Below are 20387 nucleotides of genomic sequence, written 5' to 3'. Positions count from 1 at the left end.
GGACCGACTACGGATATCTCGGGAAGTGTGCCTGCAGGTAGGCGTCAATACCGCCGTCTGCCGCCACCCCGCTCCGATGGATGATTTCGGCGATGTCCCGGCCCGACAGGACGACGATCGGGTGGCCGTCTTCCTTGATCTCCGAGTACGCCTGCTTGTCCACGTGGCTCGTGGTCACCATGATGCCGAACTGTCGATGCCGCATCCGCGAGATCAGTCGAGACATCTCCCTCACTCCGACGCTGTTGCCGGGGCGATAGCACTTCGCTTCGACAGCGAAGTCGATCTCGATCGCGCTCGGACCGGTTCCGACTCGGTACCTGCCGACCGCGTCTCGGCCGCCATCGCGACTCGGCCGCGTGACTTCGATATCGAAGGCGTTCGAAAGATACATCCTGACGACGCTCGCGGCGAACTGTTCGAACTCGTACGGATGCGTGGCGAAATGCGCATGGATGGCGCGAACGATCTCTTGATGCTCGGCAGTGATCGGCTCCTGGTCCTGGCGCGAACGTGCTTCCCGGGTTCGAGGCGCGCGCAACGGTTCTGCGTCTGCACCCGATCCCCAAGCGAGGAACGCGGGCGGCGCCAGGTCGTAGGCGACGTCGTCGCTGTCGAGCGAATCGAGCCATCCTCGCTTGATCGTCCCAGCATCGAGGATCGTGAAGAGCGCCCGGTAGTTCTGATATCGCTGGCCGCCCGTCGAGCGCCAGATTCCGACCAGTTCATCGATCGAAGATGCGTGTGATGCGCCAGGCACCGCGAGCCCGAGAAAGCGGTGGTTTCGCCGAACGCCGGTACCGCCGAAAACCAGGATCGGGGGAACACGTTGCCGGTCAGCGAGGGTGCCGTTCGACCAGTCGAAGATGTTCCGAAGCAGATGGTTGCCGCGCCTCGAAGTTTCATGGAGTTCGTGTCCTGGTCGCTTGTTGTCGCCGAAGTAGGTCAAGACTCCGGTCTCGACGTCAAGCCAATCGGGCCAGTCAGCGTCTGCTCCAGACGTGACGAGAGCGATCACCTTCGGAGCGCCGATCCGGCCTCTGAAGCGAATTCCTCCCGAGTTCCCGACTGGTAGCAGCTTTCCGATTGGATCATCGCCGGCATTTCCGCTCGTCCCGCCTTCGTAGACGGCGTCGACGATGAGGTCGGCCTCTGCCAGCCCATCGAAAGGGACTGTTGCAGCCATCAGAGGGTTCCTCTGAGCGCCGTCGTCACGGCCATCGCGACGCTTTCCGGCGCCTCGTGCTCCCAGTACCGCAGCACCCGCCATCCCGCTTCCTCGAACCGTCGGTCCGTATCCCGATCGCGCGCGATATTCGCCGCCAGCTTCGGTCCCCAATACTCCGAGTTCCGCTTCGGTTGTGTCGCGTGTTCGGGGCATCCGTGCCAGAAGCACCCGTCGATGAACACCGCGATGCGCGCTCGCGTGAACACGATGTCCGCTCGCCGTCGAAGCCCCGGCACTGGCGCGAAGTCCACGCGGTACCGCAGCCCTCGGGAGTGGAGTAGCTGGCGTACGGCGAGTTCGCTGGTCGTGTCGCGTCGCTTGTTCGCGAGCATCGAGCGCCGCGTGCCCTCAGAGGTGGCCCAGGAGTCAGGCATCGCCAGTGTCCATTGAAGCGGTCGAAGGAATTGCGGGAGACGGAAGTGCCACGATGGTCGGAGTCTGGGCCAGCTGCCGGAATCGTTGTCGCAGCCCCGAGGCGAATGCGGCATCGCGAATCAGGACGCCGGCTTCGAGGTTGCGATGAGCGGCGGCGCGAGAGAGGTTCGCGCTGGTGACGAGCGCGACCCTCGAATCCACGATGAGCACCTTCGAGTGCTGAAGGCCGTAGGCGCCGCCGGCGGGTCGGTAGGTGAGGAATCGCGCACCGAACAACCGCTTCTGCAGCGCGCTTGCCGTCTTTGCGCGCTCCATCGTGTCTACGAGCATCGTCACATCGACGCCTCGGCCGATCGCCCGCCACAACGCATCGACGAACGGTGAATGATCGGCTGCCGAATAGGTCGAAGCGAACACATCGGTCGTCGCTTCATCGACCAGATGTGCGAGCGCCGCCGTCGTGTGATCCCCGTCGCCCTGAAATGTCGGCCCGCTCCACACCGGCCGGACGTCGGTGCGGCTCGACTCGCGCGAGACCGCGAATCCCCGCAGCACTGACGCGAGCGCGGATGCACCGATCAGCTCGAAACTCGCGCGAAACGCGTCGCGCGCGGGATGCTCGGACCCGAGCACTGCGAGCGCCTGCACTCGGCTCCCATCGATCTCCAGCGACGCCGCGAGTGCAACAGCATCGGCGGCGGTCACCGTGTCGGCGAGGAGTTCGAGCGAGCCTGGCATCGATCAGCTCCCAGTCCAGTGCACGTGCTCGAGAAGTGGTGCGGCATCCTTCGACCCCGCGCCGAGCTTCAGCGCGAATCTCCGATCGAGGAATCGGTTGGCGCGTTCGCACGACGTCTCCGAAAGGAAGAGGCAGAAGTGGCATGCCGCGCCATGGAGGAAGTCCTCCTGGCCCTTGGGAACGCGATCGGCGCAGATCGGGTCGGACGAGCACCGGCCTGCGCGGTGGATCGCATCCTCCATCACCTCGTCGAGGCGAGCGGTGCGGGCGAGGTCGACGAGACCGCCGAGTGTGCCTTCGCTGTCAGGCGAGGTGGTGGTGATCAGGATGCCGGCCGCGGGTTCGCGCTCGTCGGTACCGGTCCACGCGTAGATGCGTTCTGCAATCGAGGCGGAGCCGTACCCACTCGACATGGCCATCTCGCGAATCATCAGATGCGAGATGGTGTGGAGCGCCCAGTACCGCGGCGGTGGCATGACGGCTTCGGCGTCGAGCGCGATGCCCGTCTGGCTCTCACGGCGCTTCAGATTCCGCTTGTGGGCGGCGACGTGATCGGCCCACACGTCCGACCGCAGCACGCCGGCTTCCCACGCGACGACGGCGTCCTCGGCGAACCGCAGGAAGACACCCTCGCCGCGGTCTTCGGTCGCGGGCACCCAGGTCGGCCTGCCGTTCTGGGCGATCGGGGCGATGCGCGCGCGCTCGCCGCCGACCCGATCCGGCGCGTCGATACGAGTGAATCCGGTGAACGCGTTCGCCTTGCGGATGCGGTCGACCGCGACGACATCGGCCACCACTGGTGCGAGCGCCTCCGGCACCGGCTCCGAGTGCACCTTGAACCCGGCGCGTCGCGACTCGGTCTCGAATTCCGACGGGTGCGTGAGCGTCTCCCACTCGGGGATCAGCAGCCGGTGTTGATCGTGCACTGGCGCGTCAGCCGGCGCCGCCGCGACTATCGCAGGGTAGAGCGCCGCCTTGACCGCCTCGACGATCTGTTCGGCGGGCACACCGGAGAATGGGGCTGCTTCCTCAGGACTCCACTCGCGCCACATGGCAACCTGCTCGACCGAGGTGAGTTTCATCGCCTTGCCAGCTGGCAGTCCCATGACCTCGAGGGCGAGGTCGGCGATCGTCGGCACTTTGCGTGCAGGGAGTACGAGCACGCTCACCGTCGTTGGGAACCACTGATTCGCTGCGCCGAGCAGCATGAGCCGCACCTCTGCGGTGCACGGCTTGTCGGCGGGCGCCCAGGTGGGAAGGTGCGGATGCCTGCCGCGGCACGCGGGCAGCAGCTTCTCGCCGCCCGCGCGGGTCACCTCGGCGATGTTCCGGGTCGCGCCGCATTGCACGCATTCCAGCTCGACGGCCGGACCGAGGTTGGAACGGTACTCCCTCATCCGCAGAGCAGGGTTGGGCACCTTGCACTCGATCGGGTTGCCGTCTTCGCGGTGCAGCCATTCCTTGTACGGGAACTCGTCGAGATGTCCATTCGTACACGCGATCAGGTATCGCGCGGGTACCGCCGGCCGAGGACGCGGCTTGAGAACGCCTTCCTTCCGGCCTTTTCCGGGCCGGCCCTTGCACGCCTTGTGTACGAACCTCGCTTGATCGGGTCGGTACTTGTTCGTGTTCTCGAAGACGAAGAACCCGGATGACTCGGGCGCGAGTCGATCACAGCCGGTGCACCGCAGCCAGGCGGGGAAGATCCGAGTCGGTATGCCGATGGGCGCGTCATCGTCGGGGACCCACGGCGGCTGACGCAGCTCTTGCACGAGCGGACCGAGCTCGCGACGCACCGCGTCGAGCAGACGGGGTACCTGCACGAATACCGCGCCACCCTGCCGCGAGTAGGCCTTCTCCCACGCATCCAGCCCCTGCGGCATCACGGCGAGGTGAGGCAGGTCGACGGTCGAGCCGATCCCGGCCGTGTACAGCATGCCGTTCGGCCGAATCGATCCGACCCGGCCGCGGTTCTTCGATTTCTGGTCGTCGTCGAGGAAGGTGTCGGCGATCTCGCCGGGGACGCCCGCGAGCGTGCCGGTCGCGGCTTCCCCGGCCGCGGGCTCAGTGGTCGCGTCGGCGGGTTCTGCAGGTGATTCGGTCATTTCGTCTTCGCTGACTTGTTCGGGAACGTCCATTTCGGAACGATCGTGGAGGCCGGTTCGCTGAGTTGCTGCGGCGCCACGCGCAGGTTGATCTCGGGCTGCACCTCGCGCATCGAGTTCGCGACCTGGAACAGCTTGTCGCCGGTTTCGGAAATCTCGTCTTCGGGGCTGATGAGCAATGGCTTCACGTACTGCCCAGGGAGGGAGGCCTTGACGTACGTGAGGCCCTTGTTGACGAGGTCGGCCTGCTCAGTCCACTTGTCGAGCCGTAGCACGAGCTTGCTCATGGCCGACTTCGCTGCGAGCCCGCCGTCGTTCGCGGCGATCGACATGCGCGCGGTGAGCCGATCGACGAGACCATCGACGGCGGCGCGGCGGGCCGCGATTCGTCCGGCGCCGGCCTTCGTGTCGGGGGACAGCGACTCGGATGCCGCGACCGTCGCATCGGCCACGCGTGTCGCAGACACGATCAGGCCGGTGAGCCCGCGTTCCAGCGCAGCCTCGGAGTATGGCGTCACCGAGAGCGCTTCGACATTCGCGTAGAACGTGTCGTGATAGTGCTCGAACTGTTCGTAGTGCGCCATGTCGCGGGGTCGCGAACGGTTCGCGAGTGTCACCACGAGTCCCGGCTTCTTCGCATCGCGGCCAACGCGCGAGGACGCCTGGATGTACTCCGCGGTGTTCTTCGGCTGTCCGACGATGAGCATGAGCCCGAGCCGGGGCACGTCGACGCCGACTTGGAGCATGGATGTCGCGAGCACGACGTCGTACGCCCAGTCGCGCGGCGGCAACTTCTTTCCCTGCGCGTCGGCGGCCGCCGCGATCTTCGCCCACTCGGCCTTGCCGCTCGTAGAATCGCGGCTTGCGTCGAACGGTACGGCGAGTGCGGTGAGCGTGTCGCTGATCTGCGCGGACGAGATGCGCGACGTCAGCTCGCCGATGCGCAGCCCGTTGGTGGCGCGGCGCGCATAGCCGCTCGCCGCGTCGGGGTTCGAAATCCGGTTCGCGACATCGTCATCGAGGTAGCGCCGCATGCCGGCGAGCTCGCGGGTCGCGCTGAAGTAGTCGACGAGCGTCATGTACGGGTCGGCGACGTCGCCGTGCGCGTCGAAGAGCCGTTGCCCGGCGAGCAACAAGATCTCACTGATACGGATCTCGGCGAGCGTGAGCCGTGCGCCGTGCGCGCAGACCCCGAGGTATCGGCGCCCGGGCGTCTCGGGCGTGATCGCCACTTCCTTCGAGAAGAACGTGTCGCTCACACTCAGCACCTGCGGTGGAAACACCTGCACCTGGCGGGCGTAGAGCTTGCGCACCTGGTCGGCGGCCTTGCGCACGGTCGCGGTGGAGGCGACGACGAGCGGTTTCACCGTCGCCGCCGTCTCGGCGTCGGCCCCGGACCGCCAGGTTGAGAGCACGTCGATCGCCCCCTCGAACAGCCCGACCGCAGTGCCGAGCGCGCCGGTGATGAGGTGCAGCTCGTCCTGGATGATCAGGTCGGGAGGCCGGAGCCGAGTCGCCGCCTGCACGTGCACCGCGGGGTGGGCGACGCCGCCGGCCCTCTTCGCGTTGTGCGAGTCGCCTGTGCAGACGGTCGAGTCGGGGTGCTGGTATCCGTGCCGTGGGCATCTCTTCGAGACGAAGCCGAAGAGCGCCGCGGCCTCGCCCTCACGGGCGAGCCGGGCGAACTTGTCGACCGTCGCGAGCAGGAACGTGGGTGGATGGCGGTAGATCTCGTCGTCGACCGTGAGCACGGGCAGACCTTCGACCGCCGCGCCGCCCATGCGGAACGGACAGCCGCTGCGAGCGCCGCAGTACACCCGGATGCGCTGCTCGACGTCGTCCGCCTCAACGTTCGCGCGCGGGTTGATCGGCGTGCCGCACCACGGGCAGTGGCTGAACTGCAGCACGGTGAGGCCGTATGCCGAGACGGTCGCGCGATCTTCGGCGCGAACGTCCGCGACCTGCTTCGCAGCTTCGGTGTAGCGCTTCGGGCTCACGCTCGAGCCGACCCAGAGGCCGATCCGGAAGGGCGTCGTACCCCAGGTCTCGGGGTCTTCGCGGCGCACGAGTTCGGCGGCGCACATGAGCGTGGTGGCGCGCAGGAACTGCTGCGAGGTGAGCAGCCGCAGCGTGTAGCGCATGAGCACGCTGACGCCATCGCCGCCGTCGAGCGCGCCGTCGGGGCTGTCGACGATGCCCTGCAGGCGGCGCATGCCGAAGGTGAAGGCGGCGAGCCCGAGGTATGCCTCGGTCTTGCCACCACCGGTGGGGAAGAAGAGCAGCTCGGCGCGTGGCAGTTCGGACGAGCGTCGAGGCAGGGTCGGGTCGACGATCGCCGGGAGCTGCATCAGGATGAACGCGAGCTGGAACGCGCGCCAAGATGCCGCGGCGTCGCCCTTCGTTTCGATGGCGGCGCGCGCGTCGGCCTCGCTGAGCGACTTGTCGGCGGCGCGGGCGCTGGCGATCTGCGAATGTATGCGCTGGTCGCGCATGGTGCGATTCATGAACGCGAACGCGGCGCGGGCCCGCTCGTCGGCCAGCAGCACTGCGAGCCCCTCTCGCAGACGTTTCGAAGCGAGCGTGCCCTCGTCGAGCCCGAGTTCGGCCTGGTCACGCAACCAACCGGGTAGCTTCGCCGCTTCGGCTGCCTCGTCGCCGAGCCAGGCGTCGTAACCGGCGATGAGCGGATGCAGGCCGGCTTCGAGTTCCTCCACAGAGGCGTCCATGAGCACCCGCATACTCATGACGGCGTCGGGAACCTCGGGCGCGAGGGTCTGCGGAATCTCGGCGGTCGGCAGCCACGTGGTTCGCACGGTGGTCGCGCGGCGCGAGCCGGGCGAGGGGAGATCCCAGGTGACCGACGCCGTGCGCCCGATCGCGAACTCGAGCCGGTCCCGATAGAGCAGGTCGAGCCGCTGCGCCTCACGGTCGCGGTGCCCTCGATCGCGGTCGAGTGCATCGCGGGTCGGAAGGAAGACTGGGGAGCCGTCGACCGCCTCGACCGCGAGTGCCGCCTGGAAGAGCCAGAGTCGCGGCGGCAGTTCGCGACCGGTGACCACGGTGTTGAGCAGGGCCGCCTCGACGACGAGCGCGCCGTCGTGGTCGTAGACCTCGATGGCGAGCTCGACCTGCCCTGCTTCGATGTCGAGGCGCCGCGACGTACCGGCCGGGATGCTCGCCACGTCGACCTCGACCGGTTCGCCGCCAGGATGGCGGTCGTAGTAGGTCTTCGTAGTGCCCGAGTCGTCGGTCTCGCGGCGAGATGCGTAGCGGCCCCAGCTCGGCGTGAAGCGCAGCGGTGGGGCATCCTTAGGAATACGGAAGCGCACCCCCATCGACGACGGCGCGATGATCTTCGATTCGGGTCCCCGGTCGTCGGTGTTCTCGCGGGCATCGCCGTCGCTCACCTCGTCGTCGTCATCGCTCGGGATGCCCTGAACTTCGCGACTGCGGTTCAGATCGGTGCTCACGCTGTCATCGTCGACGAGGTCGGCGGTGGTTGCCTGTTCGGGCGTGGTCTCGTCGATCGAGATCGGCGCGAGTGCCCCGACGAGGTACCGGCCGCGAGGGGTACCGACGATGGATTCGTCAGGTCCGTCCCACGGGCCCATCAGGTCGCGTTCGAGCAGATCGAGGAGCTCGTCGCGCACCTGCGCCGATGTGACAGTGGACGCCTCGGACACTAGAACATCGCTCCTTCGGGCTTCTCGGACTCCTCGAGGCTCCTGCCGCGCTTCGCCTTCCTCGGGTTCTGCTGGGCCTCGATCGCCGCACGGCGGTGGTTCTCCTCGAGCAGCCGGTCGAGGATCTCGACACGGGCCGCCGGGCTCACCGTCCATCGCTCCATCTGCCGGTAGGTGTGGAAGCCGTGCTCGAGCGGGATGTCGGTCCAGCCGTACGCCTCCATGACCGCCTCATCGATTTGCACGTGGATCGAGCGGATGAGGTCGACATCGGCATCGCCCTGCACGGTGGGCGAGTTCACGAGGTTGTACAGCGCGGTGAGCCCGAATTGGCGACGCAGCATGATCTCGCGGCGCTCACCATGGAGCCGTTTTCCAACTGTGGACAACTTCGATGTAGCGGCAGGCCTCGGCAGAGTTTCAAAGCAGCGCTCGGGCGTATATGTCGCATCCACCCGCATGGTGGTCCCATACTTGATCGTCCAAAGCTGATGCGTGGAGGACGAAACTATTGCCTGAAAGGCATACGAACGATCTCCGAAAACGACGAGCTTCTCGTGAAATACGCCCCCGTTGGCCACCCTAACCGGCATGACAGTCTTGCTGACCCGAGCAATCGCGAGCACATCGTCGAAGTCCTTCACCGCGCGCCTGAGAGCAGGCGCCCTAGAGCCAAACTGCCACCACTTCTCGCGGCGTTCCTTCATCTTGTTCGATGCACGCTCGGGCCGAACAAGCTCCTGCACCCGCGCGAAGGGCGCCTTGTAGGCAGCCGCGGCGGACTCGGGGAGGTCGTTGAAGTCAATCACATTACGACTAGGGGAAGAGTCCGGCCTCTGGTTCAGATCTTCCCCGCTTAGGTAGGTCCGAATTACGTCAGAGTTGCGCGAGTCGTCAGCAAGGAACCGTGCAACTGTTTCGTCGTCAATCACAAAGCCCATTCCAAGAACGATGCAGCCCTGGAACGCGAGATTTGCATTCTCGGAGAGTCGCGCAGGGTCTCCGTCGAGTCGTGTGGCCGGCTCCAGAAGGGTTGACAGGCGCTGCACAGCCTGGCCCTCTGAGTATCGAGGCAGAGTACTTGGAACGGTGCGACGCGTGCCCCAAGCCGCCGCATACTCCAAGTTGGCCCCGGCGGCGGGCCATGCTCGGCTCTGAATGGCACGCACCAACGTGAAGTTCTGCTTCGCTAGGCGGTCCAGTCCCACCTGGCGAGTGTCACCCTGAGCGAGCGAGTTTGTTCCGATGAGACCGAATACGCCGGAAACGGAGATGAGCTGGCCAGTTCGCAGGAAGAAGTAGGCAACTAGATCTGCGCTGCCTCGTTCGCCGCCCGCCAGCGCATCCACGAGCCAGTCTCGGAACGACGTACCCATTGACGATGTCAACTTCTGTCCGCCAAGGAACGGCGGATTGCCGATGATAGCGTCGAATCCGCCGTGGTTGTGGATCACGTCGGGCGCTTCGAGGATCCAGTGCAGCGGCTTCCAGCGCGATTCGCCTGTGTCGACCGTCGGCGTAAGTCCGGCGTCCCTGATCGCATCAAGTCGTCGCCGGTCGCCTGTGGATCCGTCATTCGGGTACGCGTCGCGCAGCGCCTCCGCGAGCTCGTCGTAGCGCTCCTCGAGCTTGCGTCCGGGCTTGCCGCCTTCCAGCAAGCCTGCGGCGATGATGCCGTCGGCGACGTCGCGGAGCTTCGCAGTGACCTGCTTCGACTGTTCGAGAAGCGCGCGCTTCGCGCGGGTCGAGCGCATGCGGTCGGCGTCGTCGACCTGTCCGGAGGCGAGTTCGCGGCGGAGCCGCGCGGCATCCTCGAGGTCCTTGTCGACATCGAACGCGGCGAGCTGACGCTTCATCGACTTCCGCGGATAGATGTGCTGCGCCTTCAGCTGTTCTTCGGTGGTGACGCCGAGCAGCGAGTTGCCGTGGAAGACGCGGTCGTCGACGAACGAGAACGGCTTGCCGGGGTCCATCGAGATGAGCCAGAGCGAGAGCTTGCACATCTCGACGGCCATGCCGTTGATGTCGGCGCCGTAAAGGCAGCGGGCGACGATCTCACGAACGGCCCAGCGCTTCAAGTCGGACTCGCTGCTGACGTCCATGCCCTCGTTCGCGCGCGCTTCGATGAGTCGGTCGGCGAGATAGCGGGCCGCGGCGACGAGGAACGCGCCCGAGCCGGCGGCGATGTCGGCGACCTTGAGATCGAGGATCTCGGCCGACGACTTCAGCACCCACTCATCGGAGTTCTCGGTGTCGAGCGGGCCGGGCGAGTAGACGAGCGGCTCGAGGGCGTGCAGCACGACCCCCTCGGCGAGCGACCGCGGCGTGTAATGCGTGCCGGTGTTCGCGCGCTGCGGGGACTCCGTCATCACGATGCCGTCTTCAGGCACCACGTAGGGGAACCCGCGCAGGTCGTCGCGGATCAGCCCCGCGAACGGCAGGAGGCGCTCGACCGCGTCGTCGTCGCCGAGCAGGGTGTAGCGGAGCTTCGTTCGCGCGTCCGCCTCTGTATCGGCGCTCACCGACGTGTACGCCTTCGCGATCTGATTTGCGGTCTGCGGCTTCGCGTGCCCCTGGGTTCTCTTCAAGTGCTCGATCAGCCGCTTCCCGAAGTCGGCCGGGGTGCTCGAGGCATCCGCGATCTTCTCGAGCTCGATAAGCGGAATCTCGGGCTCGAATCCGGCTTTGCCGTGCAGTCCGACGATGAGTTCGGGCGCGAACTCGGCCGAATACCCGAGTAGACCTTCGTAGACGTACCCGATCTGCTCGACATCGAGGTCGCGGAACGACAGCGGGCGCGCGTCGCCTCCAACGACGGCGATCTGCACGGCGCGCAGCACCTCGAGCATCGCCCGGTCGGAAACGCGAACGAGAAGCCGGCCCTGCCCGTCGGTCGCCTCGAGCCATGGGAAGCGGGACGGATCGAACAGTGATCCGCCGTACGCCGGCATGCGTATGTCGTCGAAGGAGGTTCCGTCGAAGACGGCATTGCTGGCGGCGAGCAGGCGGTGCCAGGTCTCCCAGGTGTGGTCGAGGGCTTCGGCCGAAGTCCGCTTCGCCTCGCGTGCGAGCTCCTCGCGGATGCCCGAGATGGCATACGCCGAACGGTAGAGCTCGTGCTCTGGCAGCAGTCCCCGCTGCTCGGCGAAGAGCAGGAACACGATTCGCATGAGCACCGTCACCGCGCCCTCGTACACGAGCTTCGGGTCGGCGGGCAGTGGCGATTCGCCGCGCTCCGCGATGGCCCGAACATGCACGTCGGAGAACGACTGGAGCACGAGCTCGACCGCTCGCCGCACCTGGTCGCCGAGTGCCTCCGTGATCTGCTCGGCGCTCGCCACGCTCTCGGCGAAGAGCCGATCGAGCTGCTGGGGCGAGCCGCCGGCGATCGATTCGAATCCCGCGAGGGCGAAGAACGCGTCACGACTCGGTCGCTCCTCGCGCCAGAGCTGAGCATCCCACACGCCGCTCGCCGTCGTGACGTCCTTTGCCGCCGATACGAGCGCCCACCAGCGCCCATCAGTCACGATGCCGACCGTGACGCCGTTCTCGCGCAGGAGGTTTGCCATGCGGTCGATGGCGTTCGCCGACCACCCGTCGACGCCGGTCGCACGCAGATTCGGCGTGCGGTCGACGACCGCGACGAGCGCGCGCGGCGTGCCATCCGCCTCAAGGGTCGCCGACGCCGACAGGGTCACTGCGCTGTTCGGCGAATGAGCTGCCAACGTCGGCGACGGCTCGAGGTTCAGCTCGTCGCCCCACTGCAGGAGATCGCGCAGCACGGCGATCACCCACCGCTCGCGTGCCTCGTTTGCCGCATCGGTATCAGGCGTCATCGACGCGTTCATCCAGCGGGTGTGCTCGTCGACGAACGTCGCGTTGACGTCATCGACCGAGGCATCCGCCTTGGGAAGCCCGTGCTTGTAGAAGGACCGCAGCGCCGCCTTCGACAGGAATGGGCCGTCGGCGTCGACCAGCGACAGCCACTCCCACGGGTCGTTCTGGGCCACTTACGCCTCCAGCTTTCGCACGTCGTCGGGGGTCAGGGCGAACACGAGCGCCGCCACGAAGGTGTGCGCGGTCACGTTTCGGTACCGGCGCTCGATCGAATCGCGCTCGGCCCGCTGCTCGTCCTCGAGCGTCACGAGGCGCTTGCGAACGCGCTCGAGATCGCGCTCGCGCTGCTGTTTCTCGTCGGGGAGTTCGAACAGCATCTCCTCGCCCGCACGACGCTGCTCGTCGGCACGCGCGAGCGTTTCGTCGAGTGTGAGGCGGAAGCGAGCGAAGATCGCATCGACCGCGGCGAGATCGGCTTCGCGGCGGGCCGCAAGGTCGTCGGAAACGTCACGGCGGCGCCGCTCAGCCCGAGTCGCGACGGCGGCTGCCACGCGTGCGCCGACGCCATCGGGGTCGTTCGCGTCCTGGTTCCATCTCGACGCCAGCATCTGCAGCGTCTTCGCGCCCGGCGCCGACAAGCGGGACCCGTCGAGCGCCGAGTTCAACAGGTCTTCGGCCTTCTCCATGCCGAGTTCCTGACGGCGCGAGAGCCTCGTTCCCGCGAGGAACACTTCTTCGTGGAGTCGCACGCCGCCCTCGCCGACGAGTACGAGTCGGGCGACCCCCGCCGCGAACGACTGATCGAGCCCGTCGACCACGACCGCGCTGATGCCTCGCACACGGTCAGTGCGGGTCCACACCTGGCTGCGCAGTTCGCGGGCCGCGCGCTGGACGAGCGGATGCCCCAGGTGCGCGAACACGGCCTCCGGCAGTGCGCGTGCCCGCTGTTCGTCGAACGTGAGCGGGCGATAGACGCCGCGATTGAGGCGCGTGTCGAGCCCATCGAGCGCCGGCAACCACGACTTCGAGAGTCCTCTCGGCACCTCGTAGAGCACGCCGTCGCCGCGCGAGTCATCCACCTCGACGAGCTCAGGCTGCCCGGAGACGCGGAGTCCCTCCGACATCACTCGCAGGAGGTTCTGTTCGTGCAGGTGCATGCGATCGCGCGAGACATCCAACCGCTCGGCGAGCTTCGTCAGGTCGCGACTCAGCGTGTGCTCTTCCTGGAGCACCGTGTTGATGACCTGCTCGCCGGCGTCGACCTTCTGCTTGCGCGCCGGACCCTCCCCGAAGCCGAGCGCGCGCTGCAGGTCGGGAGCGATGATCTCGTTCGCCGAGCCGATGTCGCGCCGCACCTGCGAGAGCTTCTGCGCGACCCGAGCGAGCAGGTCGACGTCCTTCGCGTAGTCGCTCGCAGCGCCCGCGGCCTGGGGATGCCAGACGAGGGGAGTCTGCAGCTGTCCGTACCGATCGATTCGTCCGATGCGCTGCTCGAGCCGGTTCGGGTTGAACGGGATGTCGAAGTTCACGAGCCGGTGGCAGTAGGTCTGCAGGTCGATGCCTTCGCCCGCGGCATCCGTCGCGAGCAGGATGCGCACGGGCTCGCTGGAAGGGGGAGCGGTGAAGCGGGCGCGGATGTCTTCGCGATCGTCGACCTGCGTTCCGCCGTGGATCACTGCGACCCTGTCACCCCCGAATCCATTCGCCTCGAGCACAGCCTCCAACCACTCGAGCGTGCTCACGTACTCGGTGAAGATCACGATGCGCTGGTCGCCCCAGCCGAGACCGGGCACCTTCACGACGCCCTCGATCAACCGGAGCAGCGCCTCGAGCTTGCTGTCGGGCCGACCCTCGTGGCGGTTCCCCCAGTCGATGAGCCACTCCAGGTCGGAGACATCCTGAGTCGTGAGCGCGACCTGCGCGCGCTTCGCCGAGCGCAGCGCCTCGAGCTCGGGCTGCTCGACACGGCCCTCCTCCTCGTCGGAGGCCTCCTCACCGAGCACGTCGTCATAATCGGGGATCTCGAGCGCGTCGTCACCACGCGCGGCGAGATATGCCTCGGCCGTCGAGGCGAACGCCACCGGCGACGAGAAGAAGCGCTTCTTCAAGATCAGCGTCGCGAGATCGGAGGCGCGCCTTCCCCTCTCCTGCTTCACCGCGGTGTTGCGCCGCTTGGTGAACGCGATCAGCCGCTCGTAGGCCTCAGCCTCGGTGGCGGTCGGTTCGAAGTGCAGCGGCTTGACTTCGCGCGGCTTGAAGCCCTTCTTCGGGAGGTCGCGCTTCAGCCGTCGTACCGCGACCTCTCGGAGCGCCTGCTCGTCGAGGTCGGCGCCTCGGGCGAAGCGCTGCTGGTCGATCATCTCGAGCAGAGCGGTGAACGACTCGGTGTAGCCGTTGTGCGGTGTCGCGCTCAGGAACAGCCGGTGCTCGCACACCTCGGCGAGTCGTCGTACCGCGACCGTGCGCTGACTGTCGATCGCGTACCGTGCCTTCTGGTCGTTCGCACCTCGGCTCGGCGTCGACGGCGCGACGTGGTGCGCCTCATCGACGACGAGCACGTCGAACGCGCGGTGCGTCGCGGTGCCGGAGTCGCGGACGCTCGCATACACCTCGTCGAGCATCCGCTCGGCGCGCGGCGACGGCAGCCACGACATGGACACGATCACGCGCGGGTAGACCCGGAACGGGTTCGCGTGCACACCGAACGTGCGGCGGAACGCCTTCATCGTCTCGGAGTTGACGATCTCGAAGCTCAGGCCGAACTTGTCGCGCATCTCCTCCTGCCACTTCAACTGGAGGCCCGCAGGGCAGACGACGATGACCGAACGTGCTCGGTGTCGGAGCAGAAGTTCCTGGATGACCAGGCCCGCCTCGATGGTCTTGCCGAGGCCGACGTCGTCCGCGAGCAGCATGTTGGCGCGCGGCGACTCGAGAGCCCGCCGCAAGGGCTCGAGCTGGTAGTCCTCGACTGTCGCGCTGCTTCGGAACGGCGCCTGCAGCGTGCGGGGGTCGGCGCTCGTGAGTGCGCCCCAGCGCAGTGCGTCGACGTAGGCAGCGAAGGTCGTCGGGTTGTCGAATTTTGTCGGATCGATCCGCTCGGGCAGCCCCTGCTCGCGGACCACGCTGCGGCCGGGCTCGAGTTCCCAGATCACCGTGAGATCGCGGCCGTAGTGCTCCTCCTCGACGGACTGCATCGTAACCGCGTGCTGCAGCTCGGCGCGGCCGTCGTCGGCAGAGCTGCGGGGGAGCGACTGCGCCGAGACATCCGTCACCGACCAGCGGGCGCCGCGGACGTTGACGAGCTGACCGGGTTCGGGGACCTCGAGACTCGTCACCGAGGTCGTGTCGACGGTCGTCGCTTCCATTGCGGTGGCTCCTTCGCCGGTAGGGGGCGGTGTTACTCGTACCGACGTGCTGCTACGCGAGCGCGGACGTTGGTTGAACGCTTTCCATACTGCCGAACGCACCAGCGGTCAGCAGAGAGGAAACGACCGCTGTGCCCAGTTGTGGGGGCACGGCGTTGCCGATCATCGTGGCGAGCGCGCTGCGCGTCGTGCAGGCCGAGAAGTCGAAGTAGTCGGGGAACCCTTGGATGCGTGCGGCCTCGTGCGCAGTGAGTGCGCGGGGAAGGTCGGGGTGCATGTAGCGGCCCTGCCCGATGCTGCCGAAACCGCTCGTTATGGTCTGGGCGGGTTCGTCCCACCGCAGACGGCCGTACATCGATTTGTAGGTGTGGTCGCCCTGATGGCACTCGGGGCGCAGTCGATTGGGCAGGTCGTAGGCGCTGTTGTCGAGGAGCCACTGCATGCGCTCGAGGTTCGGCGCCTTGGCCTGAGGCGGGCGGTCCATCATGCTCGTCGGTGAGACATCGACGAGGTCGCCGATCGCCCACGCGAGATCGTTCTCGACCGCGTCGGCACCGAGGTTCTCGAAAATCGTCGCCGGCGAGACCGAGCCCTCCCGCGTCGCCAGGAGGATGTGACGTCGTCGCGTTTGGGCGACGCCGAGCTTCTCGAGGCTGACCACCTGATCTGCCACCTGGTAGTGGAGGGCGGTGAGTGCTTCGCGCGCGCGCTCGACGACTCCGCGGCCGTCGTGGCGGTCGCGGAGCACGGCCGGGACGTTCTCGATGAGGACGACCTCGGGATTCAGAACCTCGGCGGCGCGAACCATCCTGAGGTAGAGCGCGTTCTTCTCGTCGACGCGGCGGGTGTGGTTGTTCAGGTTGCTGTGCCCCTGGCACGGCGGACCGCCGACGAGGATGTCGACCCGACCGACCTCGCGTGCGGTGCGGTGCTCGGTCAACGTAGGTTCCTTCGAGCCGATCGCGCCGTCGAGGAAGTCCTCGACGGGCGCGGTCTCGACTCGATTGGCCGACGGGAAGTTCCGCTGATAGGTCGTCGTCGCCTGCTCCTCGAAGTCGACCGCGAGGGCGATGTCCAGTCCGCGGCCTGCGGCCAGGGCGGCCTGAGCGATGCCGAGGGTGATGCCACCGCAGCCGGCGAAGAGATCGACCAGGCGGAGGGGCGAGTCCCCGACCGAGAAGTCCGGCCGAATCGACTCGCGCAGCGGGTTCGGATCGGTTCTCGCATCCGTCGCCCATTCCACGTCTTGAACGATAGCGGTGGCCGACGTCGTGCCCGAACCCCCACGTCGCCGTCGGCCGATACGATGTGGCGCACAGCCCTGACCCGAACGAAAGCGCCGTGCGATGCCGAACGTGCTCTGGACCGACCTCAAGGGGCTCAAGCCGCCCAAGCTCGACAAGGCCATCGAGATCCGCGAGGCCGCATTCATCAAGAAGCTGCGCCAGGACGACACCGCCGATGGCCTGCGCATCAAGCCGATGACGGATGCCGCCGACCCACGCGCACGGACGGGCCGGGTCACGCAGGGCTGGCGGGCAGTGCTGTTCCGGTTCGACTCCAGCGAAGGGGTGCGAACCTACGTCTACGCCGGCACCTGGCCGCACGACGAGGGCAACAGGCTCGCCAAGACGCGGCGGCTCGAGGGGAATCCAATCAACGGCATCGCCCAGATCGTCGACCTCGCGTTCCCGGTGCAACCTGTCCACTACGAGCCGGCGACGGATGGCGGGGCCGTGCCGGTCTCGTACCTCGAGAGCACCTACAACTACTCGCTCGCCGACCTCACGGATGTGCTCGGATTCGACGAGGCATCCGCTCGTGCACTGCTCGCCGCGACGACGCGGGAGGCGGTCACCGACATCGCCGAGCGCTTCCCGAACACGTGGCAGCAGCTGGCTGCCCTGGGGCTCGCGTTCGGCGACGAGCTCGGGAAGATCCGCACGGACCTCGGCTTCGATGAGGCGCCCGATGCCGCAGAGCTCGCAACGCTGAGCGAGGACGACCGCATCCTGCGTGCGCTCGACCACCCGGCCGCCAAGATGCAGTTCACCTACATCGACAGCGACGAATCCCTGCGCCGCATCATCGAGGAGGGAGACTTCGGCTCCTGGCGGGTGTTCCTCCACCCCGAACAGGATCGGTACGCCACGGGCAGCTGGAACGGGCCCTACCGCCTCTCGGGCGGCGCCGGCACTGGGAAGACGGTCGTGCTGCTCCATCGGGCTCGTCACCTGATGCGGCGCAACCCCGAGGCATCCGTCGTGCTGACGACGTACACGCGGGCGCTCGCCGAGAACCTCAAGCGCGATCTCGCACGGCTCGACCCCGATCTTCCGCTCGCGTCGGCGTTGGGGGAGCGCGGAATCCTCGTTCGAGGTGTCGATCAGCTCTCGGCCATGGTCCGGTCGCGGGCCGGCAAGGGCTTCGGGGCGGCCGCCGTGGCGGTCCTCGGCGAGACGATCGGCTTCGCGAAGTCCCTCATCGGCAACCACGATCGCTGGGCCTCCGCGTTGGATGTCGCGGCTCCCGACCTTCCACCCGACCTGCTCAACGAGTCCTTCTTCGAGCACGAGTACGTGCAGGTCGTGCTGCCGGCGAGGGTCACGGAGGCTGAGGAGTACCTCGCCATCCGTCGCCCCGGTCGCAAGGTCGCACTCGATCGTCGCAAGCGGGTCGAGGTTTGGCGGACGATCGAGGAGTACCGCCGACAGCTCCGCGCAGCGAACGAGCTCACGTGGGCCGAACTCGCGTCGATCGCGTCGGTCTGGCTCGATTCGGTGGGCGACTTCGAACGGGCGCTCGTGGATCATCTGCTCATCGATGAGGCCCAGGACCTCGTTCCCTCGCACTGGCAGATGCTGCGCTCGCTTGCGCGTCCGGGAGCGGACGATCTGTTCATCGCCGAGGACAGTCACCAGCGGATCTATGGCGAACATGTCGTGCTGCTCCGGTACGGCATTCCGATTCGAGGGCGCTCGCGTCGCCTGACGCTGAACTACCGGACGACCGAGGAGAACCTGCAGTACGCGCTCGGCGTGCTCGCGGGGGCCGAATACCTCGACCCGGAGGGCGACGAGGTCTCGCTTGCCGGATACCGGTCGGCTCGGCGCGGCCCGTCGCCGCGAGCACTCGCATGCGCTGATTCGGACGAGTTGCATGACGGCATCGCCCGCTCGATCCGATCGTGGATCGACGATGGCGTCGATCCGGCGACTATCGCGGTGCTCGCGAGGGGCAATGCCGGGGCGGCCAAGGTGCGCGCCGAGATGAGCCAGCGCGGCGTGCACATCAATCACATCAAGGCGCCGAGCCTCAACGGCGACACGCCCGTCGCGCTCACCATGCACACCGCGAAGGGGCAGGAGTTCAGTCGAGTCGTGCTGTACGACGTCTCCGACGGGGTCATGCCGAATCCGGTGATTCTCGCCAATGCGCCCGCGGACGAGATCGAAGACGTGATGTTGCGCGAGCGGTCGCTGCTGTACGTGGCGGCGAGTCGGGCACGGGACGAGCTGGTCGTGTCGTGGGCGGGGGAGCCGTCGTCACTGCTCGGACGGAAGGGGTCAAGTAGTGACTGAACCGTCTTGGGCGGACGCGCTCGCGGCTTGGTCGGCGTTCGCGTCAGCTTTCTTCGGCGCGATCGCCCTGGCGGCCGTGTTCTACGTCGGGCACCAGCTTCGTCTCCAGCGAACCCAACTCCACAGGGATCTGGAGAATCTCTATCTCGAACGGTATTGGTCGATTTGGGATCGAATCGCTGAATCCGAGTTCTACCGGGGGGAAGAAGCCGGTCGGCGCCGAACTGTTGCCATACACGCGTATCTGAGGCTGAGCGAGGATCAATGCGATCTCCGGGCTGCCGATCGCGTCACGAATGCAACCTGGCAGGACTGGCTGGATGGCATGCGCACCCAGCTGGCTGACCCGGAATTCCGTGCTCAGCTCGCTGCCTCTCCCGACGGCCAGATGACGAATCTCAAGAAGCTGGTTACGACCGAGAACGGCTTCGAACCGTCTGTTACTTCAGCCAAGGTTCGGCAGCGCAGGGGGTTGTGATTGCACAGCCGGTTGAGAGTGCGGTGTTCGCTTCGGGCGGTATTCGCCCGCACTAGGCTGCCGTTTCTTTCGAGGCCAGTTCCTGGTCGAAGCGATCGAGCTCGCTCATGAACCATTCGAGGGCTGCGGTGATCCGCTCCCGGTCTGTGCGGTCGTCGAGCACGTCGAGTGGGAACGAGGGACGCTTGCTCAGCTTGTCGAGCGGAAGGTCGACGCCCTTCGCCTCGCCGAGTCGGGTCCGCAACTCGTCGCGGAGTTCGGGCTCGTCGAACGGCGGACGTGTGACCAGGTACTGGAAGCCGACCTCGACGTAGCCGGACGCGTAGAGCGCGATGGGCCAGAGGTGCTTGGGTCGAGCGGGGCCGATAGGTGCCTGGAGGATGCAGGCGAGATCCTCCCCCGAGCCGTAGGTCAGGTGACCACCCAGCCGCTCCCACGCGTCGAGCAGCTCGATCACCCCATGGATCGTGGTGGGCGGCTGGTTCGCCGTGAGCTGCGTCATGAACGCTGTACGCTCAGCTCCCTCCTCTTCGGTCTGGGGCTCGACGTCCGATCGAACCGAAAGTCCGATGAGCTCGGCGAGCTCGGAGACCTGCATCCGCTGCTCCGCGGAAGCTCGGAGTTCGGAGTCGAAGTCGATGCCCTCCTCTCGGAGTACGTCGTGGACGTCTCGTCCGCTGTACTCGTTGTCCGGGTTCCAGTAGAAGCCGGGTGACACGGTGCCTGCAGCCTGCAAGACGCGATACGCGCCGGCGATCGGCTTCGTCGCGAGGAACTGGCCGAGCGGAACCGGATGCGTTCCTGCGATCGCCGCAACGTCGCCGTAGCTCGCCCATCGACCGGCGGGGATGGCGCCGACCGCATCGATGGCGATCTTCCAACTCACCCCCGAGTCGCTGGTATCCGTTTCGGCAATCGGTCCGACCCAAGTCGTGAAGCGCCCCGGGTTTAGTGGAGGGCGAGTTCTCCCAGCTGCGGTTGCTGCTGGGGGTTGAT

Annotated in this window: 11 protein-coding genes; 2 read left to right on the top strand and 9 right to left on the bottom strand. The window is 66.9% G+C overall.

All coding sequences use genetic code 11. The features are described 5' to 3' along the window. Positions 1 to 7: 7 nt before the first annotated feature. From GLX25_RS17700 to GLX25_RS17665, 8 genes are read right to left on the bottom strand one after another with little or no spacing between them, the layout of a single operon-like run. A complete protein-coding gene (locus GLX25_RS17700) occupies positions 8 to 1186 on the bottom strand; it encodes a restriction endonuclease (protein ID WP_155843966.1) in 1179 nt (392 codons plus the stop codon). Next, a complete protein-coding gene (locus tag GLX25_RS17695; RefSeq protein ID WP_155843965.1) occupies positions 1186 to 1602 on the bottom strand; it encodes a very short patch repair endonuclease in 417 nt (138 codons plus the stop codon). Before GLX25_RS17695 ends, GLX25_RS17700 begins: the two co-directional genes overlap by 1 nt. After that, on the bottom strand, positions 1595 to 2341 hold the full coding sequence (gene drmC / locus GLX25_RS17690; protein WP_155843964.1) for a DISARM system phospholipase D-like protein DrmC: 747 nt from the start codon (positions 2339 to 2341) through the stop codon (positions 1595 to 1597). The genes GLX25_RS17695 and drmC overlap by 8 nt, the downstream gene beginning before the upstream one ends. A 3-nt stretch (positions 2342 to 2344) precedes the next feature. Further along, entirely contained in the window at positions 2345 to 4480 is a 2136-nt protein-coding gene (gene drmB / locus GLX25_RS17685; protein ID WP_155843963.1) for a DUF1998 domain-containing protein, read from the bottom strand. Then, entirely contained in the window at positions 4444 to 8130 is a 3687-nt protein-coding gene (gene drmA, locus GLX25_RS17680; protein WP_166548988.1) for a DISARM system helicase DrmA, read from the bottom strand. Before drmA ends, drmB begins: the two co-directional genes overlap by 37 nt. Then, entirely contained in the window at positions 8130 to 12140 is a 4011-nt protein-coding gene (locus tag GLX25_RS19050; RefSeq protein ID WP_166548991.1) for an Eco57I restriction-modification methylase domain-containing protein, read from the bottom strand. The genes drmA and GLX25_RS19050 overlap by 1 nt, the downstream gene beginning before the upstream one ends. Continuing rightward, entirely contained in the window at positions 12141 to 15332 is a 3192-nt protein-coding gene (gene drmD / locus GLX25_RS17670) for a DISARM system SNF2-like helicase DrmD (protein ID WP_155843961.1), read from the bottom strand. Between the two features lie 52 nt (positions 15333 to 15384). After that, positions 15385 to 16575, bottom strand: a complete 1191-nt coding sequence (locus GLX25_RS17665; RefSeq protein WP_166548990.1) for a DNA cytosine methyltransferase — start codon at positions 16573 to 16575, stop codon at positions 15385 to 15387. 103 nt (positions 16576 to 16678) lie between these two features. Between GLX25_RS17665 and GLX25_RS17660 the strand changes: the two genes are divergently transcribed. Both GLX25_RS17660 and GLX25_RS17655 read left to right on the top strand, forming a co-directional pair. Next, complete coding sequence (locus GLX25_RS17660) at positions 16679 to 18913, top strand: UvrD-helicase domain-containing protein (RefSeq protein WP_155843959.1); 2235 nt, start codon at positions 16679 to 16681, stop codon at positions 18911 to 18913. Beyond that, entirely contained in the window at positions 18906 to 19391 is a 486-nt protein-coding gene (locus GLX25_RS17655; RefSeq protein WP_155843958.1) for a hypothetical protein, read from the top strand. Before GLX25_RS17660 ends, GLX25_RS17655 begins: the two co-directional genes overlap by 8 nt. A gap of 52 nt (positions 19392 to 19443) precedes the next feature. Here GLX25_RS17655 and GLX25_RS17650 read toward each other — a convergent pair. Then, positions 19444 to 20387 (bottom strand): MGMT family protein (locus GLX25_RS17650; protein WP_205719933.1); only part of this gene is annotated, 944 nt, incomplete at its 5' end.

It is taken from the genome of Agromyces luteolus (genome assembly GCF_009729855.1).
Lineage (GTDB): Bacteria > Actinomycetota > Actinomycetes > Actinomycetales > Microbacteriaceae > Agromyces > Agromyces luteolus.
This window is presented reverse-complemented; position numbering and strand designations above follow the sequence as displayed.

Coding starts and splice junctions, on each gene's coding strand:
- GLX25_RS17700 (WP_155843966.1), bottom strand. CDS start 1,186: ATGGCTGCAACAGTCCCTTTCGATGGGCTGGCAGAGGCCGACCTCATC.
- GLX25_RS17695 (WP_155843965.1), bottom strand. CDS start 1,602: ATGCCTGACTCCTGGGCCACCTCTGAGGGCACGCGGCGCTCGATGCTC.
- drmC (WP_155843964.1), bottom strand. CDS start 2,341: ATGCCAGGCTCGCTCGAACTCCTCGCCGACACGGTGACCGCCGCCGAT.
- drmB (WP_155843963.1), bottom strand. CDS start 4,480: ATGGACGTTCCCGAACAAGTCAGCGAAGACGAAATGACCGAATCACCT.
- drmD (WP_155843961.1), bottom strand. CDS start 15,332: ATGGAAGCGACGACCGTCGACACGACCTCGGTGACGAGTCTCGAGGTC.
- GLX25_RS17660 (WP_155843959.1), top strand. CDS start 16,679: ATGCCGAACGTGCTCTGGACCGACCTCAAGGGGCTCAAGCCGCCCAAG.